Genomic DNA, 19,815 nt, shown 5'->3' with positions numbered 1-19,815 from the left:
AAGGAGACACAACAAATGAACACAAATCAACTTTCACATAGGCTAGAACGTGTTGCGTCTTATGCAGCAGGTTTTCACATAGTAGCGGATATTGGTTCCGATCATGCTTATTTGCCTTGCTATCTTTGTTTAAAAGATGATTCGTTAAAGGCGATTGCAGGTGAAATTAATGAGGGTCCTTATCAATCGGCATTGAAACAAGTAAGGTTGTCTCAATTGGAGGATCAGATTGATGTACGAAAAGGCAGTGGATTAAATGTCTTGCATCAAGGTGAGGAGATTGATGTACTAACGATTGCTGGAATGGGTGGGCCACTCATTGCTTCGATTTTAGATGAAGGAAAAGACAAACTCATGGGGGTGAAGCGATTGGTGCTTCAGCCAAATGTTGCCTCTCATGCGGTGCGTCAGTGGATCATGGATCATCACTATCGAATTGTAGCAGAAGATATTCTTGAAGAAGACGAAAAGATCTATGAAGTTATTGTTGCTGAACCTTCTGAAGCTAAAGTGGCATATACAGAAACAGAGTTATGGCTTGGTCCTATACTAATGCAGCACCAGACGTCTGTTTTTAAGAAAAAATGGGAGCACGAAAAAACAAGCTGGAAACGTGTATTAAAGCAAGTACAGTTAGGGAATAAATCAGTAGAGCTTGAAGAGAAACAAGCTGACTTAAACCGAAAAATTAAAATGGTTGAGGAGGCCTTATGATGACAAAAGCAGTTACGGCTCAGGATGTAATTAAAGAATTTGAACAGTTTTCTCCACGAACGTACGCAGTTGAAGGAGATCGTAATGGTCTCATGGTGGGAACTCTAAACAAACCGATTCATACTGTAATGATTGCGTTGGATGTTTTAGAGGAGACAATAGATGAAGCGATTGATAAAAACGTTGATCTTATTATCGCACATCATCCATTATTGTTTAGACCCCTTAAACAAATAAATGTGGATACAGCAATGGGGCGAATTGTTGCAAAGGCAATCAAGCATGAAATTACGATATATGCGGCACACACTAATTTGGATGTTACAGAAGGTGGAGTGAATGACTTATTAGCCGAAAAATTAAAGATTCATTCTGCTGATGTGCTTGTGCCAACATATAAAGAGAACATGTGGAAGTTTGTTGGATTTGTTCCTCGAGATCACGCAGAGAGTATACGACAAGCGCTAGGTGAAGCAGGGGCAGGTTTGATTGGAGAGTATAGCCATTGTGCGTTTTCTGTTGTAGGGGAAGGAACGTTTCGACCGACAGATCATGCAAATCCCTATATTGGTGAGTTGAATAAACAGGAAGTGGTAGAAGAGGAACGAATTGAAACGATTGTGCCGAAAAACAGCCTACAGTCAGTCCTTAACGCGTTTCTCGCTGCTCATCCATATGAAGAACCAGCTTACGACCTTATTCCATTAGAGGAGCCTTCGCTCGTTCGTGGACTTGGACGTATTGGTAATTTAGAGCAGCCACAATCATTGCGTGACTATGTGAAGGTGGTAAAAGAGGCACTTGGTTTGGATGGTGTTCGTGTAGTTGGTAACTTAGATAAAAAAATAAAAAAAGTTGCTGTACTTGGCGGCGATGGGAACAAGTATGTGAATCAAGCGCTACACAAAGGAGCAGACGTATTTGTAACTGGAGACCTTTACTATCATGTGGCTCAAGATGCAAAAATGGACGGCCTAACGATTATTGACGCTGGTCATCATATTGAATCAATTATGAAAATAGGCGTTACTGAAGAATTGAATAAGCGAATGAAAGCAATGGGGTATGCTATTTCCGTTTTTCCATCAACGGATAGCACGGATCCCTTTCAATTTATGTAAACAAGCAAACCCCTCTTACAAGCCGTAAGAGGGGTTCTTGTTAGTATTATTTTTTAACACGAACTTTTGGTAAGATTTTTTCAATCGGAACTTTTTTCGTTGTATCCCAAGTCGATTCATTATTTGGATCATAGTTTTCAATAAACGTAATAACTTCCTTTGTAATCGGCGTTGGTGTAGAAGCCCCGGAAGTGACGCCAACTTTAGTTGCGTCTTTAATCCAGTCTAATTCTAGCTGAGAGAGGTCACCAATCCGATAAGCCGGCGTGCCAGCAATTTGTTGTGATACTTGAGCTAAACGATTTGAATTGTTACTTTTTGGATCGCCTACCACGATCACAACATCGCACTGGGAAGCTTGCTCTGCGACAGCCTCTTGACGAACTTGAGTTGCTAAACAAATCTCATTATGAACTTCAGCTTTTGGATAAAGAACCATTGCACGCTTCATGATATCAGATACATCCCACTGACTCATCGTGGTTTGGTTCGTAATAATAATATCACGGTCATCTAACGTTAATGACTCAAGGTCTTCCATTGTTTCAACTAAGTGTACAGCGCCAGGAGCAACACCAATCGCACCTTCTGGTTCCGGGTGACCTTGCTTTCCTATATAAATAAATTGATGCCCTTCAGCTGCTTTATCCCGAATTAAATCATGAGTGCGAGTAACATCAGGGCAAGTAGCATCAATACAGGTTAGCCCTTTTTCTTTTGCTAAACGGCGAACTTCTGGAGAGACGCCGTGTGCAGTAAAAATAACGGTCCCGTGTGTGACTTCCTTGAGGATTTCAAGACGATTGGGGCCGTCAAGAGAGATGATACCATCCTCTTCAAATGCATCTGTAACATGTTGATTGTGAACAATCTGCCCTAGTATATAAAGAGGTCTCGGCAAGTCCAAATTTTGTGCAGCTTGACGTGCCATAACCATCGCGTCAACAACGCCATAACAATAGCCTCTTGGTGAAATTTTTAATACGTCCATAGAAATTAATGGCCTCCTATTAAAAACAGGCCTTCGTTTAGTGAAAGCCGTGTTTTGAATTCATCTTCTATTGTAAAGGAGTTCTGCGCAGGTGACAATCAAGACGCGTTATTAATTTGCTTCTTCTAATAAATTTGTGTCAATAAATTCATAGGCTTGCTCTTCGGAGTATTCTTGAACAACAGCCAACTCGCTTGCAACCATTTGTCTCGCTTTTTGGAGGTGGTGTCGATCTTGAATATGAAGACCGTTCGATCGTTCGGTTTGCTTCTTTGATAAAGAAGAAACGAGGTGAGCAGCATCAATAATACTTCCAGTCTTAAGTAAATTCTCTGTATCTCTAGAAAATTGACTGGAAGATAAAGGTGTCTCAGGGCCCGTTTTTAAAGCATCCGCTACTTGATTAACTTCAGAGGAGGAGATGACCTTTCTAAGCCCGGATTGATCGATACGAGATTCTTGAAGCATGAGGGTAACGTCAACAAGCGGGAAATGCAGAATATAGTATGATTGTGTTTCTCCTAGAACATTCTTTTCTTCAATATCTTGGATCTTTCCGGCCCCATGATAAGGGTAAACAACGTTGTCTCCGACTTTAAACATGGACATTCCTCCAATCGATTTATAAAGATCAGTATAACACATTTGAAGGCAAATATCAAATTATACTATCGTTATAGGAGGCTTGTCAACAACTAAAAATCAATTTATATATAAAGTTTTGGTAGGGACGCGCCTTGTGTTTCTGGTCTTTGCCGGCGTGGAGGTCTCGGATTACTCGCAACAGGTGATGGACTAGGTTGAGCTACATTAGTGGTAGCGGCAGGTTCTGGAACATGTTGCACAGTAGAGGCCCTTTCTTCCGTTATTTCATTAGGCGTTTCATTCATTGGCGTTTGTCGCATGGTACGCATCATTCTCCAGAGAGTCGGTACATTTTTAATAAAAGGACCGTATTGCTGAACCATAGGCGCAACTTGTTGAGTAATACCCATTACTCGTTGCGTATTCTCAAGGATGGTGGCGAAATTAAGACCTCCAGAAGCGGCGGATGTTCCTAAACTAGTCAAGCGCCCTCCTCCCAGTAAACGAGCTAAAATACCTCCTCCTCGTGTTGCTCCTGCTAGATGCTGAATAGGTGCTGAAGCCATGGAAGCAGTAGGCTGCATAAAACTCGAAGCGGTTCCTAATAACCGACTTGAGCCGCTCGATAACGGTTGCATTGGAATAGAACTAGCGGGTGGTCCGTAATAAGGCTGCATAACATTCGCTCCTAATAAAATCTAATAATAATAGCCTATGCAAAGATAGGTGATCGGTGCATATTTAAGCCTTGGACTTAGTATGAAATTATGATAAAATGAACTATTGCACGAAGGAACTGGAAAAGAGGAAATGATTATGAATGCAGAAAATTTTTCAAGACTCGGAATAACGGATAAATTACAACAAGCACTTGTTGATGCCAACATATCTAAACCAACGGAAATACAAGAACGGTTGATCCCAGCAATTTTAAACAAAAAGGATGTTATCGGCCAGTCTCAAACAGGTACAGGAAAAACGTTTGCGTTTCTGTTACCGCTTATTGAACAAATAACGGTTACGGAAACACATTTACAAGCTATTGTGACTGCTCCAACAAGAGAATTAGCTAACCAGCTTTATAATGAAGTGGTAAAGCTACTAAAGCCCTTTGAAGGGGAGATTCAAGCACAGTTATATGTTGGGGGTACAGATCGCCAAAAGCAGATGGATCGTTTGAAGTCAAAACAACCACATCTTGTTGTTGGTACACCAGGAAGAATTAATGATTTAATCCAGCAAAATGCGCTATTAGCACATACAGCCACTACTCTCATTGTAGATGAGGCGGATCAAATGCTCGACATGGGCTTTATTGAGGATGTAGACAAAGTAGCTGGTAAAATGGCGGAAGAGCTACAAATGTTGGTTTTCTCGGCCACTATACCGGAAAAACTTCAGCCATTTTTAAAGAAATATATGTCCCAACCACGTCACGTTCATGTACAGCCTGAAGCATTAGCTGCAAAAGCAGTTAAACATCAGCTTGTTCCAGTGCGACATAAAGATAAAATGACTGTTCTTAAAGATGTTGTGAAGCACATTAATCCATATTTAGCAATTATTTTTGTGAACACAAAAGAGCAAGCGGATTTTGTGGCGGATGAATTGGCAAAAGAATCGTTAAATGTTGAGCGTTTGCACGGAGGCCTTGCATCGAGAGAGCGACGGAAGGTAATGAAAAAAGTTGATGATGCAAGTGTTCAGTTCCTTGTGGCTTCAGATTTAGCTGCTCGAGGGATGGATATCAAGGGTGTCACTCATGTTATTAACTTTGAATTTCCAGCGGATTTAGATTTTTATGTACATCGTGTTGGACGTACAGCTAGAGCTGGTGCAGATGGTATAGCCTTATCGCTATTTGAAAAAACAGATGAATACGCGTGTGGTAAGCTATCAAGTAAAGGCATATCCTTTACATTTGTCGAGTTTAAAGACGGGGAATGGCAACAAGTAAAAGGTCCAATTGGTAGTGGCGGCTTTTCACAACAGAAACCTCAGTCTGGGGAAAAGAAAAAAGCAGATAAAACGGCAACAAAGCCACAAGAGCGAACAGGTGGAAAAGCTAAAGCAAAACCAAAAAAGGTAAAGCCTGCTTATAAAAGAAAAGCACGTGTTGCTCAAGAGAAGCGCAATAAGAGAGATAACAAATTACGTTCCCGTAAAAGTAAGTAAAGGAGAGGTTGAACGATGTCTTTATTAATTGGATCACATGTATCAATGAGTGGAAAAAAGATGTTGCTTCAATCAAGTGAAGAAGCAGCAGCATATGGTGCAAGTACCTTCATGATTTATACAGGTGCACCACAAAATACACGTCGTAAAGCGATTGAAGACTTAAATATTGATGCAGGGAAACAACATATGCAGGAACACGGGATTCGTGATATCGTTGTTCATGCCCCTTATATCATCAATATTGCCAATACCCAAAAGCCAGAAACATTTCAATTAGGCGTTGATTTTCTTCGTTCTGAAATAGAGCGAACGGAAGCTTTAGGCGCAAAGCAAATTGTTCTTCACCCTGGAGCTCATATAGGAGCAGGGCCAGAAGCTGGTATCGCGAAAATTATTGAAGGATTAAATGAAGTACTTACGGAAAAGAGAGATGTTCAAATTGCGCTTGAAACGATGGCTGGTAAAGGATCTGAATGTGGTCGTTCATTTGAAGAACTTGCCAAAATTATTGATGGTGTGACTCATAATGAACGGCTCTCTGTATGTTTTGATACGTGTCATACTCATGACGCTGGCTACGATATTGTGAATGATTTTGATGGGGTGCTCGAATCATTTGACCATATTATTGGTGCAGATCGAATAAAAGTCGTTCATGTTAATGATTCAAAAAATGAAAGACATGCTCAAAAGGATCGTCACGAAAACATCGGGCATGGATTTATTGGCTTAAAGGCTTTAGATTACATTGTTCATCACGATCAATTTAAACACGTGCCAAAAATCTTAGAAACGCCATTTATTGGAGCAGATAAAAAAGATCGTAAACCTCCATATAAACATGAAATTGCGTTACTTCGAAGAGAACATACAGAGCCAATAGAAAAATAAATAAAAAGAGCACCGCTAGTTTTTAAAAACTAGGGTGCTCTTTTTATTATCTAATGGTAAAATAATGGCAAGATCAACTTTTTATAACATATGACTATATTTTTGGAACAATTGTGACACTGTAGTCGAAACATAGGAATCGGTTTCATTCGTCAGTTGATTAATAATGGCTTCCACTTGTTTTTTATTGCCAACGTTTATCGTTTGTTGCCTGAGTATGCGTAAAACGCTATCTGCTTGTTGGCTTGTTAAAGGGTATCCTTGCTTCTCGGCAAGCTGAAGAAATTCCTCTTTACTAATCGAATTAATTTTCTGATTGATGAGCTGTTGCATGATGAAGTTCATGTTGGCACCGCTCCTTAAATAGAAAGTCACTTTTACTATATGATTTAAAAGAAAAAACAGAACAAAAAAAGGAAATAGTGCGCCTTTTCACGAATAAGAGTTAATTATACGGAGATTCGGAAAAAAGTATGATGAGTTGTTATTCTGATTAATGACAAGGGGGGGCGTGAGTACGATGATTCAAAATTTTTTATTAAAAAATGCCCCTAATAGGAGTACTGATATGTTGCACAAAGAGATAAACGGAAAGCATGAGTATCATAACCAAACGATGTTTACACTTATTGAGGAGTTAAACTTGCCGTATCTAAAAGTGGACCAAGCTTTAAATGTACTTTCTTGGAATGAAATGTTTAGTTATTTAACAGATATAAAAGCAGACGAACTTCAACACTCTTCAATTAGTGAGCTCGCCATTACACATAGCATTGCAGAGTTCTTCCAGGATCAAATGGCACTTAGTACGAAGTATGTACAAATTACGAAGAGTGTATATGAGAATGGTGGAAATGTACTTAATGTTACATTCATTCCAGAAGTGGAAGATAATCATGTCTATTATTTTATTATGCTTGAAGATTTATCATTACAAACTAAATATGAGGAATTACTAACGTTCCAACATCAAATGCAAGCTGTCTCGCACATTGCCGCTGGCGTTGCTCACGAACTAAGAAATCCTCTTTCCGTTATAAAAGGGTTTTTGCAACTATCGCATTTAACCTGTGATTTCCAAAAATATTACAATACGATCATTTCAGAGCTAAACCGAATGAATATTATTATTGAAGATTTTTTATCTGTTTCAAGGAAAAAAACAAATCGCAAATGGCAATCCCCCTCTAACTTAATCGAATCTCTAGTTGAATTAATGAAAGCGGAATGTTTACTGCATAGTGTGGAATTACAAGTGGACTTTGATAAATCTTTTTCAATATGCCATATTAATGAATCAATGTTTAAGCAAGTTATGTTAAATTTGTTACGTAATGCAATTGAAGCATTTGATGAAGGAGCGTCATACAAGTATTTAAAAGTTTCAAGTAAAGAAATAGGCGAATATGTACATATTGAACTTATAGATAATGGAAAAGGAATGCCTAAAGACGTACTTGAACAGTTAGGAAAACCATTCTTCACTACGAAAGAAAAAGGCACAGGAGTGGGTATTCCGTTGTGTAAGAAGATTGTTGAAGATCACGGAGGGAAATTTCAAATACTAAGCGAACGAGACGTTGGTACAAAAGTCATCCTTACATTTCCGCTTCTTGTGTAGCGTGACGAAACGAGTTCATTTCTTTTTAGCCTTTTAGAAGGCTTTTTGTTTTCAGTTTGAGCATTGGAAGATGTTAGTTGTTGACGAATGTAAGAAGATCGTCTATCCTACTTTGGAGCTGAAGGAGGAGGACGTTTGTATGAAGCGTAATCAAAAAAAGCTTATTTTATTGAGTATACTAGGTTTACTAATAGGCCTATTTCTATATGCAAACAGGGTAACTAATGGGCAAATGCTCGCTCATGCAGAGAAGCTTGAACGGGATGCCTATTTAGCCGAATATCAGAAAATCGAGAAAGCAACGGCTTTCTTTAAAACCGACGGGCTAGACACATCCTTTAATGTGGAAGGCAACGGTGATACATGGAAAAAAGCAAAGCAAGTTAGTGATGCTTTGTATCAAGATAGTGATGGTCACTTTGAGCAATCGTGGGGTCTCTACTTAGGGTTAATCGCAGATCAAAAAGACGTAGACCCATTTCTTGTCTATGAGCTGCTGAAAGTAGAAAGTGGGACGACTTTTGATGAAAAAGCTGTAGGGCCAGAAACGAAGTATGGACATGCATATGGAATGGCGCAATTTATGACAAACACCGCTCCATGGATTGCGGACATGGCGGAGCTTAAGTACGAACAGGAGTATTTATTTAATCCTTACTATGCTATCCATCTATCTGTACAATATTTACAGTTTTTATATGATCAATATGAGGATTGGGATAAGGCACTTACAGCTTATCACAGAGGAATGGGCGGCTTACAGACGTATCTTGCTGAAAATGGACATGCAAAAAGTGACTATGCAGTAACGATTCAGCAGCAAGCTAGAACCCACGACTCTTTATAAAAACGGCGCTTTTTGCAGCCGTTTTTCTTTTGTTTAAAAAAACAACTCATGACTGGACAAAATAAAAAAAAAGAGTATAATAGTGTGGAGATAAATCGGAATCATTCTGAATGAGGGGGATAGAAATGATTCGCGAAAATTACGTAACGTTAGATCATATTACATTCGCATATGGACGTCGTCCTGTTTTAAGCGATGTATCGTTAACAATAAAACAAGGTGATTTTTTAGGGTTGGTTGGTCCAAATGGCTCTGGCAAATCAACATTAATAAAAATGATGCTCGGTCTATTACAACCAAACGATGGAGCAGTAAGGGTATTTGACGAACCGATTGATTCGTTTCAGCAATGGGATCGGATTGGATACGTCTCTCAAAAAGCCAACAGCTTTAGTAGTGGCTTTCCAGCAACGGTGTATGAAGTTGTATCAATGGGGCTATTTGGAAAAATCGGTTTGTTTCGCTTTATGAAAAAAAAGCATAAAGAAATGGTATATCGTGCCATTGAGCAAGTGGATATGATGGATTACCTATATGAAAACATTGGTGAACTATCTGGCGGTCAACAGCAACGAGTCTTTATCGCCCGAGCACTAGTCAGTGAACCTGATTTATTAATTCTAGATGAGCCGACGGTAGGGATTGACGCAAAAAGCGTTGCTTCTTTTTATGAATTACTACACACCTTAAATCGTGATCTAGGCAAAACGCTTCTGTTAATTTCACATGATATCGGAGCAATGACCGATCACGTTAACAAAGTGGCATGTTTGAACCGTACGATTCACTTTCATGGAAAAACAGAGGAGTTTGCTGCGAAAAAAAATAAGTTGGACTTTTATGGACATGATGTTCATTTGCTAACTCATAGCCATGAAGGAGTGCATCATGCTTAATGCGTTTTTAACTTATGACTTTTTACAATATGCTCTTTTCACTGGCGTAATGATTGGGTTACTTGCTCCTTTACTAGGAGTCTTTTTAGTTGTTAGACGAATGTCTCTCATTGCAGACGCCCTTTCACATATTACGCTATCTGGAATTGCATTTAGTTTATTACTTGGCAGCTACATTCCTTTTATGCAGGGTGTCAACCCGCTTTATATGGGTATGGCTTTCTCTGTCAGTGGATCTTTGTTTATGGAAAAGCTCCGTCAAGTCTATATTCACTATAAAGAAATTGCGATACCGATTATTATGTCAGCAGGAATTGGTTTAGGAGTCGTTTTTATTTCAATGGCAAATGGGTTTAATACCGATTTGTTAAATTATTTATTCGGGTCAGTTATTGCTGTAAATCGAAGTGATTTTATTACAATTACAGTTATTACAGTCATTGTATTAGCTATTTTAGTGACGTTTTATAAAGAATTGTTTTTCTTATCTTTTGATGAGGAGCAAGCAAAGGTATCTGGAATTAATCGACGTCTGGTTCATTTAATCTTTATGGTCATGGTGGCTCTTGTTATTGCCGCTTCTATGAGGGTAGTAGGCATTTTGCTTGTATCAGCTTTAATGACGCTACCAGTTGCAAGTGCTATGCGCTTCGCTAAAGGGTTTAAGCAATTGTTTTTCTACGCGGTACTCTTTGGTGAAGTGGCTGTTATTGGTGGACTTATGCTCGCGTTTCAATTAAACTTAGCACCAGGCGGTGTCATTGTATTACTTGCTGTTCTTATTTTGCTGCTGTCGATTTTATTTGGTCGAAATCGTAAAACAATCGGACGATTTCCTCTTAAAAAAAGAACACATTCCACTAGCCAATCGAGCTGAAATTCGGTACACTGGTAAGCAGAAGTCAAAGAAGAGGGTTGATTGAATGGATGTATCCCATGCACTTAATCGCTTAAAAGAACAAGGATACAAATATACAGGAAAACGTGAAGATATGCTTCGCTTATTTGCGGAGGATTCAAGGTATATGACAGCTAAAGACGTGCTTGAAAGCATGCAGGATCAATATCCGTCTTTAAGTTTTGATACCATATACAGAAACTTATCGTTGTTTGCTGATCTTGAATTGTTGGAAACTACAGAGCTTGATGGTGAAAAACGGTTCCGCTTCAGTTGTCGAACGTCTGAGCATCATCATCACTTAATTTGTTTAGACTGTGGAAAAACAGAGCATTTTCATAATTGCCCTATGGATGAAGAATTGTTTAAACGATTCCCTGATTTTCAAGTAACTGGTCATAAATTTGAAATTTACGGAATGTGTCAAGCTTGTCGACAATAAGACAAAACAGAGGTGACGTCGTCATCTCTGTTTTTTTTATTCCCATCATTTAAGCGTTATGAATAGCTAGGAAAAAGAGAACCCTACTGATAAGGAGGGGAATGCATGACACCAATTGTAATGTGTAATGTATCTAATTGTCGCCATTGGAAAGAGGAAAATCGTTGTGGGGCAGAGGAAATCCTAGTTCAAACCGACAAACTAGAATCAACATTTTCAATGGAAGCGAGTAAGGAATTTGTTTTAGACCAGCTTGGAAAAGTGCGGAAAAGCGAAGAGACATGTTGCCACACGTTTGAACCAAAATAATAACCAAAAAGGCTTTAGGGAGCACCTAAAGCCTTTTTTCTTTTAACCAATTTTCGACCCAGCTCTCGGCTTCTTGCCAATTTGAAACACGAATCACGTCATCAGGTATCGGTAATCGATTGTAAGGGGTATCGAACAAAATGACGGGAATGCCACATTCTTCGGCAATCATAACGGCATTATCATGTTTGTCTTCAAAGAACAGCTCAACCCCTTGCTCTTTTACTGCAGCAAGCTTATTGTGATGGCCAATTAATTCAACATGTTGATAGGGGATATCATGTTGCTTTAACCAATCAACGGTAATCGCCTCGTATTGTTTTTTTCTTGCTGTAATAAAGATTAATTCATGGTCTACGTGCCAACGCTTTAAAATGTGGTCAACTTGTTTAATTAACGGTGCATCCCGATAAATAGTGGGTTCATTAACAAGCATCCATTCCCAAAATTTGCTTTCGTCAATCTTTAATAATTTTGAAAGATCATAATCAGAAATATCGTCTAATGTAAAATTCTTATGGAAGTCTTGGTTAATATATGGAATAAAAGTTGCAGGATCTGTGATGGTTCCGTCAATATCGAACCCTAAACGCCTTTGCATGCTATACACCTCAATATAAATAATAAGAATGATTGCTTCTAATACGAGAAATACTATTCGTATGGAAGGGGATGTCATATGAGTGATCAAAAGAAAGAAAACAAACAACCGTTAACATTAGTGGATAAAGATGATCCTTCATTAACTTTCGTAAATACCCACGTTGATGGCCATGATGGTGAAAAAGGATCTGAATACCTTTATGATGCAAAAGATAAACAAAACTATGATGAAGAGTATGCCTCTGAATTTGCAGCTGATTCACTAGAGGATAGCCAAGACGACTTCGAGAATAGTTCTGGAAAAGGTATTGGGACAATGGGCATTGTATTTGCTATCACGTCTTTATTCTTAGTCCCACTTCTTTTAGGCCCAATAGGGATTATATCAGGCATTATTGCGATTGTAAAAGGGCGAAAAACATTAGGAGTTTGGGCGATTGCTATAGGAGCCATATCCGTTCTTTCAACCCTTATCTTTACTCCGCTCTTATAAAAGATAAAACCGACTCTGGTTGAGAGTCGGTTTTTTAATTAATTCGGCTGAGCTTCACGTTGTTTTGCATAGTGTTCTTCAGCTAATTTATCAATTTCTTTCTTTAGTTCCTCAACCATTGTCTCTTCAGGTACCTTACGAACAATTTCACCTTTCATAAACAATAAACCTTCGCCTCTGGCACCTGCAATACCAATGTCAGCTTCTCTCGCTTCACCAGGGCCGTTAACCGCACAACCAAGTACTGCTACTTTAATTGGCGCTTTAATGCTTGAAATGTATTCTTCGACTTCATTGGCAATGCTAATAAGGTCGATCTCAATTCGTCCACAGGTAGGGCACGAAATTAACGTAGCAGCATTAGCAGCTAACCCAAATGATTTAAGTAATTCACGGGCAACTTTAACCTCTTCTACAGGATCTGCTGACAATGAAATTCGAAGTGTGTTACCAATACCCATGTTTAGAAGAACGCCAATTCCCGCAGCACTCTTAACCGTACCGGCAAATAGTGTTCCAGACTCGGTTATACCTAAGTGGAGCGGATAATCAAATGCTTGACTTGCCTTGTCATAGGCTTCAACAGCTAAATGAACATCTGACGCTTTCATGGAAACGATGATGTCGTGAAAATCAAGATCTTCTAGAATTTTAATATGGTGAAGGGCGCTTTCAACCATTGCGTCCGCAGTTGGATAACCATACTTTTCTAGTAAGTGTCTTTCAAGTGAGCCTGCATTGACACCAATTCGAATCGGAATTCCTTTTTCTTTTGCTGCTTTTACAACAGCTTCTACATTCTCTCGTTTTCCAATATTGCCTGGGTTGATACGAATTTTATCCGCACCACCTTCAATAGCTTTTAAAGCAAATTTATAATTGAAGTGAATGTCTACAACTAAAGGAATGTTAATCCGTTTTTTAATTTCCGCAATCGCTTCAGCAGCACGCATATCAGGGCAAGCTACTCGAACGACTTGACAACCTGCTTCTTCTAATCGTTCAATTTCTGCAACGGTAGCATCAACATCATGTGTCTTTGTTGTTGTCATGCTTTGAATGATTACTTCATCATTACCGCCAATTGTTAAATTTCCCACTTTAACGGGACGAGTATGTTTTCGATGAACTCTTTCGGTCATAGACCATATCGCTCCTTTGAGAGGCTCTTTGCCCGTCTTTTTCTCCAGTCAATGGAGACTCATGCTTATTTTATCAATCACTTGTGCGTTCTGGCAAGGAAATTCACTTACGGATTCTGATAAAGGGGAAACCGATACGTTTTCCCGATTTGGATCGCATTTGGATTCGTTCCATCATTTAGTAAGCTGAAATCTGCCAATATGTCTTCAATTGAGTGATTGACTTGTCCGTCATGTAAATGTTCAACAATAGATAAAACCGTTTGCCCGCTTTCAATAATGACCTCTTGAAAAGGAAGGGGAGGAGGATTTTCTTGTTCACTGTTCATACTTGCTTTCTCATCGGTTGGAAGTTGTGCTGATAAAGTTGAACCTGTTAAATCGTTTTGAATACCAAGAATAACGATGATCCCAATGGCAATGTACAAAAGGCGTTTCACCAGTCACACTCCTTCTTTTATTAAAGAATGGGCACTCTATTTGGTATGACTCCACTTTATGTATTCAAGATAAAAAAGGCATATTCCTGCTTCACAACATTCACGTAAGTTTACTTAATTTATACATAGTTAAGAGAAATCATACACAGGATTAAACAACAAACTAGGTCTTTTGTCGCTTTTCTAAAAAAGAGGAAACGGGTAACGTTTTACGTAGGAACGTTAGGAAGGTGGAGTTTTATTTGAAGCCATTTTTAAAAGTATTCAGTATTTTTCTGACACTATCATTGCTTATGCACCCACTGGGGAATGTGGCTAAGGCAGATGCTGTACCAGGGGATGTTTTTGTTACATTAGGACAAGATTTGAGTGAGTCTCAAAAAAATGAGATGTTGGAGAGAATGGAAGTAGACTCGGATGTGCCAACACTTTATGTTACAAATGAAGAAGAGCATAAATATTTAGGTGACTATATTAGTGCGCAAACAATTGGAAGTAAAGCCTTTTCATCTTCAAAAATAACATTAAGTGAACCAGATACTGGTATTCATGTAACATCTGACCGAATTACATGGGTGACAAATGAAATGTATGCAAACGCGCTTATTACAGCCGGAATAAAAGACGCAGAGGTTTACGTAACAGCCCCATTTAATGTTTCGGGAACTGCTGCTTTAACAGGTTTAATTAAAGCCTATGAGTCCGCAACGGATCAAGTAATCCCAGAAGAACAGAAGAATGTTGCGAATGAAGAAATGGTTCGTACAGCAGAACTTGGAGATGCGATTGGTGAAGAAGAAGCCGCTGAACTTATCACATTAGTGAAAGAAAAAATTGCAACAACGTCCATTGAATCTGAAGAAGAGATGCGTACGACTATCATTCAGCTAGCAGAAGAAATTAATGTTACGTTAACCGACTCCCAAGTAAATGAACTGTCAGCACTGTTTATGAAAATGAAAGATTTGAATATTGATTGGGATACCGTTTCGAATCAGCTTGATAAAGTACGTGACAATTTAAGTGGTTTTTTAGAAAGTGAAGAAGCTCGCTCATTTTTTGATCGAATGATTGAGGGAATTAAAAGCTTTTTCAATTCCATTCGCAGCTTTTTTAGTTCATAATAGGGGGGAAGCCCCCTCTTTTTTATTTTTTGAAACGTTTTAGAGCGATGATACGTAAAAAGGGGAGAGTAGTAGTAAATTTCTATGAATGGAGGTTACTGACTTGATTGACTGGTTAGATTCAGCAACAGTTGGATTCCTTGTTGTTACCCTTGGAACACTATTTTTAATTGGAGAATTACTTGTCCGGGCAAAGGGATTATTTGGTCTACTTGGTCTTGGGTTAATTAGTGTGTACTTCTTGCATCATTTGAATGGTGATGCCAGCACTTGGGTTATTATTTTCTACCTTATTGGCCTAGCACTCATTATTTTTGATGGGAATGTCACGTCTGATGGAACCATTGCCGCAATTGGAATTCTATTTATGATTGTTGGTCTGGCAACGCCTGCTCCAGATCTGATTTATAGTATTTTAGTCGGTATGGGGACTGTTATTGGTGCTGTTGCTTCTTTACTTTTCTTAAAAATTTTCCCGCATCGAAATATGTGGTCGAAAATGACTCTTAAAGAATCTCTTTCATCAGAGGCTGGATACAATTCCATTAATGAAAGCTATAAAAATTTAGTCGGGAAAAAAGGGAAAGCGTTAACAGCTTTTCGACCAACAGGTACCGTGGAAATAGAAGGTGAACCTTATAGTGCTACAAGTGGAAGTACATGGATTGAAGCAGGGACAGAAGTCGATGTTATTTCTGTTGACGGTACAAGGATTTTAATAAGACGTGCAGAAAATGGGCAACAAGAAAATGTAACGACAGAGGAAAATAGCTAAAACCAGCTTGTGTAAACAAGCTGGTTTTTTTGTTGGATAGGAATAGCTAGGTATTAAATCCTATCTTGAAGGAAACGACTGATGAGTAGGACTGTAATTTATTTGTTTTGTAAAAAAAGTGTAAAGATATTTAAATGCATATTTACAAATTCTTTATGATCGTTTAATAATAGATGCGGAACATCATTGTTGAGGTTTGTCGAAAACCTAAAAATGAGTTTTTTATGAAGGGATGAGATGAGTGAGTGAGTTTCAAGTATTGCTGTTTACGTTCCTAGGGGGGATCGGAATCTTCCTATTTTCCGTAAAATATATGGGAGATGGGTTGCAAAAAACAGCAGGAGACGGATTAAGAGGGTTATTAGATAAATACACAACCAATCCTTTTATGGGTCTACTTTCAGGTATTGTTGTAACCATATTGCTTCAGAGCAGTACAGCGACAACGGTTTTGACAATCGGGCTTGTAAACGCCGGATTTATGACGTTGCGCCAAGCAATTGGTGTTATTATGGGTGCGAATATTGGTACGACAACAACGGCGTTTATTATTGGTTTGCCTATTAAAGAATATGCATTACCGATTATGGCGATTGGTGCATTCTTGCTTTTCTTTTTTAAAAAGAAAAGAATCACCGCTATTGGTCAAGTTATCTTTGGTTTCGGAGGATTGTTCTACGGTTTAAACTTAATGGGACAAAGTTTACGTCCGTTGGCAGGCTGGGAGCCATTTGTTGATTTTACGGCACGTATGAGTGATAATCCGCTACTAGGGGTTGTCGTTGGTGTTATTCTCGCGGTTGCTTTACAAAGCTCAACTGCAGCAATTGGGCTCGTCCAGCAATTGTATGAACAAGGTGCCATGGATTTAGCGGCGGCCTTACCTGTTTTAATTGGCGATAATATTGGAACGACTTTAACCGCTGTTTTAGTCGCCATTGGTGCAACGGTATCAGCTCGGCGTGCTGCATTAACCCACGTTGTCTTTAATTTAATTGGTGCCATTTTAATTATGTCTGTTTTTCCTTTTTATGTAATGTTTATAGACTTTTTAGGAAATCAATTTAGTTTAAGTAACACGCTACAGATTGCAGCTGCACACGGGGTGTACAACGTAGCGAATGTTATTGTTCAATTTCCGTTAATTGGTGTACTTGCTTATATTGTAACGAAGCTTGTGCCAGGTCAGGAACTTGATCTAGATTATAAGCCAAAGCATCTTGATCCGATCTTTATTGGAAGCTCACCAGCTATTGCGCTTGGACAAGCTAAACAAGAAGTCATTCACATGGCTGACTACTCGAAAAAAGCTTTAAAACAGGCTATAAAGTATATGGAGACAGGGGAGAAGAAAGATGCTGACCTTGCTCTTCAATATGAACTGGCAATTAATAACCTGGATAAAGAGATTACCGATTACCTTATAAAAGTATCTTCACGCTCTTTGTCAGCATCTGATTCAAACTTGCACTCCACCTTATTCAACGCTGTAAGGGATATTGAGCGTATTGGTGATCATATGGAAAACATTGTCGAGCTAAAAGACTATCAAAAAGCAAATAAAGTAAGCTTATCCGACATTGCCTTGAAAGACTTGAATGAGATGTTCGAATTGACCTATTCAACGTTAGAAGAAGCGATGGAATCATTAGAAAGAGATGATTTGGATAAAGCAAACGATGTCTTGAAGCACGAAGAGTTAATTGATAAAATGGAAAGAAAGCTTCGAAAGCAACACATTAAACGAATGAATGATGGGGAATGCTCTGGAGCTGCTGGAATTATTTTCGTTGACATTGTTTCTAACCTTGAGCGAATTGGTGACCATTCTGTAAATATTGCCGAAGCAGTCATTGATGAGCAATAAATTCAAAAAAGGTCGGACGTTTGTCCGATCTTTTTTGAAAAAAGTATTGCACTATGCAAAAATACATGATAATATAACTCTTGTCCTTAACAGATTGGACAAATGATGATTATTCCACAGTAGCTCAGTGGTAGAGCTATCGGCTGTTAACCGATCGGTCGCAGGTTCGAATCCTGCCTGTGGAGCCATTTGGCGGTGTAGCTCAGCTGGCTAGAGCGTACGGTTCATACCCGTGAGGTCGGGGGTTCGATCCCCTCCGCCGCTACCAACTCTTACATAATATTTTGGCGATCGTGGCGAAGTGGTTAACGCACCGGATTGTGGTTCCGGCATTCGTGGGTTCGATTCCCATCGGTCGCCCCATCATAGTTTTAGATAAGTGGACCCTTAGCTCAGTTGGTTAGAGCACTCGGCTCATAACCGATTGGTCGTAGGTTCGAGTCCTACAGGGTCCACCACTTGGAGGAATACCCAAGTCCGGCTGAAGGGATCGGTCTTGAAAACCGACAGGGGTGTTAAAGCCCGCGGGGGTTCGAATCCCTCTTCCTCCGTTCCGTAACCTTGTTGCAATCAATTGCAACAAGGTTTTTTCATGTTTAATCCTCTTTCTCAAGGGAATAGTAATCAGTAAAACAGATGTGAGCATATTCGTTGCCGTTTGTTTTTTTTAGTGGTAATCTAATTGAGAAGTAAAATCAGTTTAGTATTGAAGGGAGAGCTTTAACATGGCTTACAAATTACCAGAATTACCTTATGCAGCAAATGCGCTAGAACCACACATTGATGAACAGACGATGACGATTCATCACGGTAAACACCACAACACCTATGTTACAAACTTAAACGCTGCTCTAGAAGGTCACGAAGATCTTGCAAGCAAAGACATCGAGGATCTTGTTGCAAACTTAGATTCTGTACCAGAAAACATCCGTACAGCAGTACGCAACAACGGCGGTGGACATGCTAACCATGCATTATTCTGGCAGTTATTAAGCCCAAATGGTGGCGGTGCTCCAACAGGTGCGTTAGCAAATGATATCGATTCTACATTTGGTAGCCTTGACGAATTCAAAACAAAATTTGCTGATGCAGCAAAAGGTCGTTTTGGTTCTGGTTGGGCATGGCTTGTTGTAAACAATGGCAATTTAGAAATCACAAGCACACCAAATCAAGATTCTCCTCTTACTGAAGGGAAAACACCTATTTTAGGATTAGATGTATGGGAGCATGCATACTACTTAAATTACCAAAATCGCCGTCCTGATTACATTTCAGCATTCTGGAATGTGGTAAACTGGGATGAAGTGGCTAAGCGCTACGAAGCAGCAAAATAAGAAAGTATGGTTAAGACTACAAGGGAATTTCCTTGTAGTCTTTTTTGCATAGTTTTTTCCTTTACGGTGGCATACTAGTTAAAAGAATGGGGGGATTGTATTGAGTAACCATGATAAAAAGAAAAACAACCAGTTTAAAGAGAATAAGAATCACGGTGAAAAGCGTACAGGGAGATTAAGTCAATTTAAAAACCACTCAGCTCATGGTGATACGCTTGATGAATATACAACAGCAAAACGCGAGGAATAAACCATTAAGAGGCTGGGACATAACGAAAAGTAGTATTTGAAAAGACGAATAGTCTAAACTATGCTGAGTAGCACCGCTACAGGAGAATCCTTCGCTTTCCGGGGACACGGCCTCAGCCTCATTCGTGGAAAACCGCCACTTCAGAGTCTTCAGACACGTGTTGAACCCCCAGGAGTCTTCGGATTCTCATTCCGCTAATGTTCATATAAAACAAACGACGAACGTTCCTATTTTCAGGAATGTTCGTCATTTTGGTCTGTCTACCTACTTTTGTCCTAGCCTCTTTTTTTATTA

The 19,815-nt window shown here is 39.2% G+C and carries 23 protein-coding genes and 5 tRNA genes; 21 read left to right on the top strand and 7 right to left on the bottom strand.

Features of this window, described 5'->3' with window-relative positions:
* Window positions 1-15 precede the first annotated feature (15 nt).
* Window positions 16-714, top strand: coding sequence for a tRNA (adenine(22)-N(1))-methyltransferase (locus tag BK583_RS12805; RefSeq protein WP_038478960.1), 699 nt, complete (start codon window positions 16-18; stop codon window positions 712-714).
* On the top strand, window positions 714-1,835 hold the full coding sequence (locus tag BK583_RS12800) for a Nif3-like dinuclear metal center hexameric protein (protein WP_055736021.1): 1,122 nt from the start codon (window positions 714-716) through the stop codon (window positions 1,833-1,835). The genes BK583_RS12805 and BK583_RS12800 overlap by 1 nt, the downstream gene beginning before the upstream one ends.
* Window positions 1,836-1,881: 46 nt before the next feature.
* Here BK583_RS12800 and BK583_RS12795 read toward each other — a convergent pair whose 3' ends face one another.
* From BK583_RS12795 to vrrA, 3 genes are all read right to left on the bottom strand, one after another.
* Entirely contained in the window at window positions 1,882-2,826 is a 945-nt protein-coding gene (locus BK583_RS12795) for a 4-hydroxy-3-methylbut-2-enyl diphosphate reductase (RefSeq protein ID WP_038478966.1), read from the bottom strand.
* 111 nt (window positions 2,827-2,937) lie between these two features.
* Window positions 2,938-3,429, bottom strand: a complete 492-nt coding sequence (locus tag BK583_RS12790) for a CarD family transcriptional regulator (RefSeq protein WP_038478968.1) — start codon at window positions 3,427-3,429, stop codon at window positions 2,938-2,940.
* A gap of 104 nt (window positions 3,430-3,533) precedes the next feature.
* Window positions 3,534-4,088: a VrrA/YqfQ family protein gene (vrrA, locus tag BK583_RS12785; protein WP_055736020.1), complete on the bottom strand. Its 555-nt coding sequence runs from the start codon at window positions 4,086-4,088 to the stop codon at window positions 3,534-3,536.
* A gap of 139 nt (window positions 4,089-4,227) precedes the next feature.
* On the opposite strand from vrrA, the gene BK583_RS12780 reads away from it, so the two are divergent.
* Both BK583_RS12780 and BK583_RS12775 read left to right on the top strand, forming a co-directional pair.
* The gene (locus BK583_RS12780; RefSeq protein WP_055736019.1) at window positions 4,228-5,586 is read left to right on the top strand and encodes a DEAD/DEAH box helicase; all 1,359 of its coding nucleotides are present in this window, start codon (window positions 4,228-4,230) and stop codon (window positions 5,584-5,586) included.
* Between the two features lie 15 nt (window positions 5,587-5,601).
* Complete coding sequence (locus BK583_RS12775) at window positions 5,602-6,480, top strand: deoxyribonuclease IV (protein WP_055736018.1); 879 nt, start codon at window positions 5,602-5,604, stop codon at window positions 6,478-6,480.
* Between the two features lie 81 nt (window positions 6,481-6,561).
* Here BK583_RS12775 and BK583_RS12770 read toward each other — a convergent pair whose 3' ends face one another.
* Window positions 6,562-6,825 carry a DUF2624 family protein gene (locus BK583_RS12770; RefSeq protein WP_038478976.1) on the bottom strand — a complete coding sequence of 88 codons (264 nt, stop codon included), beginning with the start codon at window positions 6,823-6,825 and terminating at the stop codon, window positions 6,562-6,564.
* A 223-nt stretch (window positions 6,826-7,048) separates the two neighbouring features.
* Here BK583_RS12770 and BK583_RS12765 point away from each other — a divergent pair, with 223 nt between their 5' ends.
* From BK583_RS12765 to BK583_RS12740, 6 genes are all read left to right on the top strand, one after another.
* Entirely contained in the window at window positions 7,049-8,101 is a 1,053-nt protein-coding gene (locus BK583_RS12765; RefSeq protein WP_236702377.1) for a two-component system sensor histidine kinase NtrB, read from the top strand.
* Window positions 8,102-8,240: 139 nt separating this feature from the next.
* Window positions 8,241-8,948, top strand: a complete 708-nt coding sequence (locus BK583_RS12760; RefSeq protein ID WP_055736017.1) for a lytic transglycosylase domain-containing protein — start codon at window positions 8,241-8,243, stop codon at window positions 8,946-8,948.
* 125 nt (window positions 8,949-9,073) lie between these two features.
* On the top strand, window positions 9,074-9,844 hold the full coding sequence (locus BK583_RS12755) for a metal ABC transporter ATP-binding protein (RefSeq protein ID WP_038478985.1): 771 nt from the start codon (window positions 9,074-9,076) through the stop codon (window positions 9,842-9,844).
* Entirely contained in the window at window positions 9,837-10,721 is an 885-nt protein-coding gene (locus BK583_RS12750; RefSeq protein WP_055736016.1) for a metal ABC transporter permease, read from the top strand. Before BK583_RS12755 ends, BK583_RS12750 begins: the two co-directional genes overlap by 8 nt.
* A gap of 46 nt (window positions 10,722-10,767) precedes the next feature.
* Entirely contained in the window at window positions 10,768-11,184 is a 417-nt protein-coding gene (locus BK583_RS12745) for a Fur family transcriptional regulator (protein WP_038478991.1), read from the top strand.
* Window positions 11,185-11,289: 105 nt separating this feature from the next.
* A complete protein-coding gene (locus tag BK583_RS12740; RefSeq protein ID WP_038478994.1) occupies window positions 11,290-11,493 on the top strand; it encodes a DUF1540 domain-containing protein in 204 nt (67 codons plus the stop codon).
* A 25-nt stretch (window positions 11,494-11,518) separates the two neighbouring features.
* Here the strand turns inward: BK583_RS12740 and BK583_RS12735 are convergent, their stop codons facing one another.
* Window positions 11,519-12,094, bottom strand: a complete 576-nt coding sequence (locus BK583_RS12735; RefSeq protein WP_055736015.1) for a 5' nucleotidase, NT5C type — start codon at window positions 12,092-12,094, stop codon at window positions 11,519-11,521.
* A 78-nt stretch (window positions 12,095-12,172) separates the two neighbouring features.
* Between BK583_RS12735 and BK583_RS12730 the strand changes: the two genes are divergently transcribed.
* On the top strand, window positions 12,173-12,589 hold the full coding sequence (locus tag BK583_RS12730) for a hypothetical protein (RefSeq protein WP_055736014.1): 417 nt from the start codon (window positions 12,173-12,175) through the stop codon (window positions 12,587-12,589).
* A 38-nt stretch (window positions 12,590-12,627) separates the two neighbouring features.
* On the opposite strand, the gene ispG is transcribed toward BK583_RS12730, so the two are convergent.
* Both ispG and yqfZ read right to left on the bottom strand, forming a co-directional pair.
* Window positions 12,628-13,731 carry a flavodoxin-dependent (E)-4-hydroxy-3-methylbut-2-enyl-diphosphate synthase gene (gene ispG / locus BK583_RS12725; protein WP_038479000.1) on the bottom strand — a complete coding sequence of 368 codons (1,104 nt, stop codon included), beginning with the start codon at window positions 13,729-13,731 and terminating at the stop codon, window positions 12,628-12,630.
* A gap of 107 nt (window positions 13,732-13,838) precedes the next feature.
* Window positions 13,839-14,171: a protein YqfZ gene (gene yqfZ, locus BK583_RS12720; protein ID WP_038479003.1), complete on the bottom strand. Its 333-nt coding sequence runs from the start codon at window positions 14,169-14,171 to the stop codon at window positions 13,839-13,841.
* A 242-nt stretch (window positions 14,172-14,413) separates the two neighbouring features.
* Between yqfZ and BK583_RS12715 the strand changes: the two genes are divergently transcribed.
* The 10 genes from BK583_RS12715 (at window position 14,414) to BK583_RS20745 (ending at window position 19,521) form a co-directional block, all read left to right on the top strand.
* On the top strand, window positions 14,414-15,295 hold the full coding sequence (locus tag BK583_RS12715; protein ID WP_055736013.1) for a DUF1002 domain-containing protein: 882 nt from the start codon (window positions 14,414-14,416) through the stop codon (window positions 15,293-15,295).
* 103 nt (window positions 15,296-15,398) lie between these two features.
* On the top strand, window positions 15,399-16,070 hold the full coding sequence (locus BK583_RS12710) for an NfeD family protein (protein WP_307188672.1): 672 nt from the start codon (window positions 15,399-15,401) through the stop codon (window positions 16,068-16,070).
* A gap of 241 nt (window positions 16,071-16,311) precedes the next feature.
* Window positions 16,312-17,937 (top strand): Na/Pi cotransporter family protein, encoded by a 1,626-nt coding sequence (locus tag BK583_RS12705; protein WP_055736012.1) that lies wholly within the window; start codon window positions 16,312-16,314, stop codon window positions 17,935-17,937.
* Window positions 17,938-18,050: 113 nt separating this feature from the next.
* Window positions 18,051-18,125, top strand: a tRNA-Asn gene (locus tag BK583_RS12700).
* Window positions 18,126-18,128: 3 nt separating this feature from the next.
* Window positions 18,129-18,205 (top strand) — tRNA-Met (locus tag BK583_RS12695).
* A 19-nt stretch (window positions 18,206-18,224) separates the two neighbouring features.
* Window positions 18,225-18,300: transfer RNA gene (locus BK583_RS12690), tRNA-His, on the top strand.
* Window positions 18,301-18,318: 18 nt separating this feature from the next.
* Window positions 18,319-18,395, top strand: a tRNA-Ile gene (locus BK583_RS12685).
* A 3-nt stretch (window positions 18,396-18,398) separates the two neighbouring features.
* Window positions 18,399-18,488, top strand: a tRNA-Ser gene (locus BK583_RS12680).
* A gap of 174 nt (window positions 18,489-18,662) precedes the next feature.
* A complete protein-coding gene (gene sodA, locus BK583_RS12675) occupies window positions 18,663-19,271 on the top strand; it encodes a superoxide dismutase SodA (protein WP_038479012.1) in 609 nt (202 codons plus the stop codon).
* Between the two features lie 100 nt (window positions 19,272-19,371).
* Window positions 19,372-19,521, top strand: coding sequence for a hypothetical protein (locus tag BK583_RS20745; protein ID WP_166740312.1), 150 nt, complete (start codon window positions 19,372-19,374; stop codon window positions 19,519-19,521).
* Window positions 19,522-19,815 lie beyond the last annotated feature (294 nt).

The organism is Shouchella oshimensis, assembly GCF_002019765.1.
GTDB classification, from domain to species: domain Bacteria; phylum Bacillota; class Bacilli; order Bacillales; family Bacillaceae_D; genus Shouchella; species Shouchella oshimensis.
This window is presented reverse-complemented; position numbering and strand designations above follow the sequence as displayed.

Bases quoted from the DNA above. Each gene is read 5' to 3' on its own strand.
- BK583_RS12805 (WP_038478960.1), top strand. From the start codon at position 16: ATGAACACAAATCAACTTTCACATAGGCTAGAACGTGTTGCGTCTTAT.
- BK583_RS12800 (WP_055736021.1), top strand. From the start codon at position 714: ATGACAAAAGCAGTTACGGCTCAGGATGTAATTAAAGAATTTGAACAG.
- BK583_RS12795 (WP_038478966.1), bottom strand. From the start codon at position 2,826: ATGGACGTATTAAAAATTTCACCAAGAGGCTATTGTTATGGCGTTGTT.
- BK583_RS12790 (WP_038478968.1), bottom strand. From the start codon at position 3,429: ATGTTTAAAGTCGGAGACAACGTTGTTTACCCTTATCATGGGGCCGGA.
- vrrA (WP_055736020.1), bottom strand. From the start codon at position 4,088: ATGCAGCCTTATTACGGACCACCCGCTAGTTCTATTCCAATGCAACCG.
- BK583_RS12780 (WP_055736019.1), top strand. From the start codon at position 4,228: ATGAATGCAGAAAATTTTTCAAGACTCGGAATAACGGATAAATTACAA.
- BK583_RS12775 (WP_055736018.1), top strand. From the start codon at position 5,602: ATGTCTTTATTAATTGGATCACATGTATCAATGAGTGGAAAAAAGATG.
- BK583_RS12770 (WP_038478976.1), bottom strand. From the start codon at position 6,825: ATGAACTTCATCATGCAACAGCTCATCAATCAGAAAATTAATTCGATT.
- BK583_RS12765 (WP_236702377.1), top strand. From the start codon at position 7,049: ATGTTGCACAAAGAGATAAACGGAAAGCATGAGTATCATAACCAAACG.
- BK583_RS12760 (WP_055736017.1), top strand. From the start codon at position 8,241: ATGAAGCGTAATCAAAAAAAGCTTATTTTATTGAGTATACTAGGTTTA.
- BK583_RS12755 (WP_038478985.1), top strand. From the start codon at position 9,074: ATGATTCGCGAAAATTACGTAACGTTAGATCATATTACATTCGCATAT.
- BK583_RS12750 (WP_055736016.1), top strand. From the start codon at position 9,837: ATGCTTAATGCGTTTTTAACTTATGACTTTTTACAATATGCTCTTTTC.
- BK583_RS12745 (WP_038478991.1), top strand. From the start codon at position 10,768: ATGGATGTATCCCATGCACTTAATCGCTTAAAAGAACAAGGATACAAA.
- BK583_RS12740 (WP_038478994.1), top strand. From the start codon at position 11,290: ATGACACCAATTGTAATGTGTAATGTATCTAATTGTCGCCATTGGAAA.
- BK583_RS12735 (WP_055736015.1), bottom strand. From the start codon at position 12,094: ATGCAAAGGCGTTTAGGGTTCGATATTGACGGAACCATCACAGATCCT.
- BK583_RS12730 (WP_055736014.1), top strand. From the start codon at position 12,173: ATGAGTGATCAAAAGAAAGAAAACAAACAACCGTTAACATTAGTGGAT.
- ispG (WP_038479000.1), bottom strand. From the start codon at position 13,731: ATGACCGAAAGAGTTCATCGAAAACATACTCGTCCCGTTAAAGTGGGA.
- sodA (WP_038479012.1), top strand. From the start codon at position 18,663: ATGGCTTACAAATTACCAGAATTACCTTATGCAGCAAATGCGCTAGAA.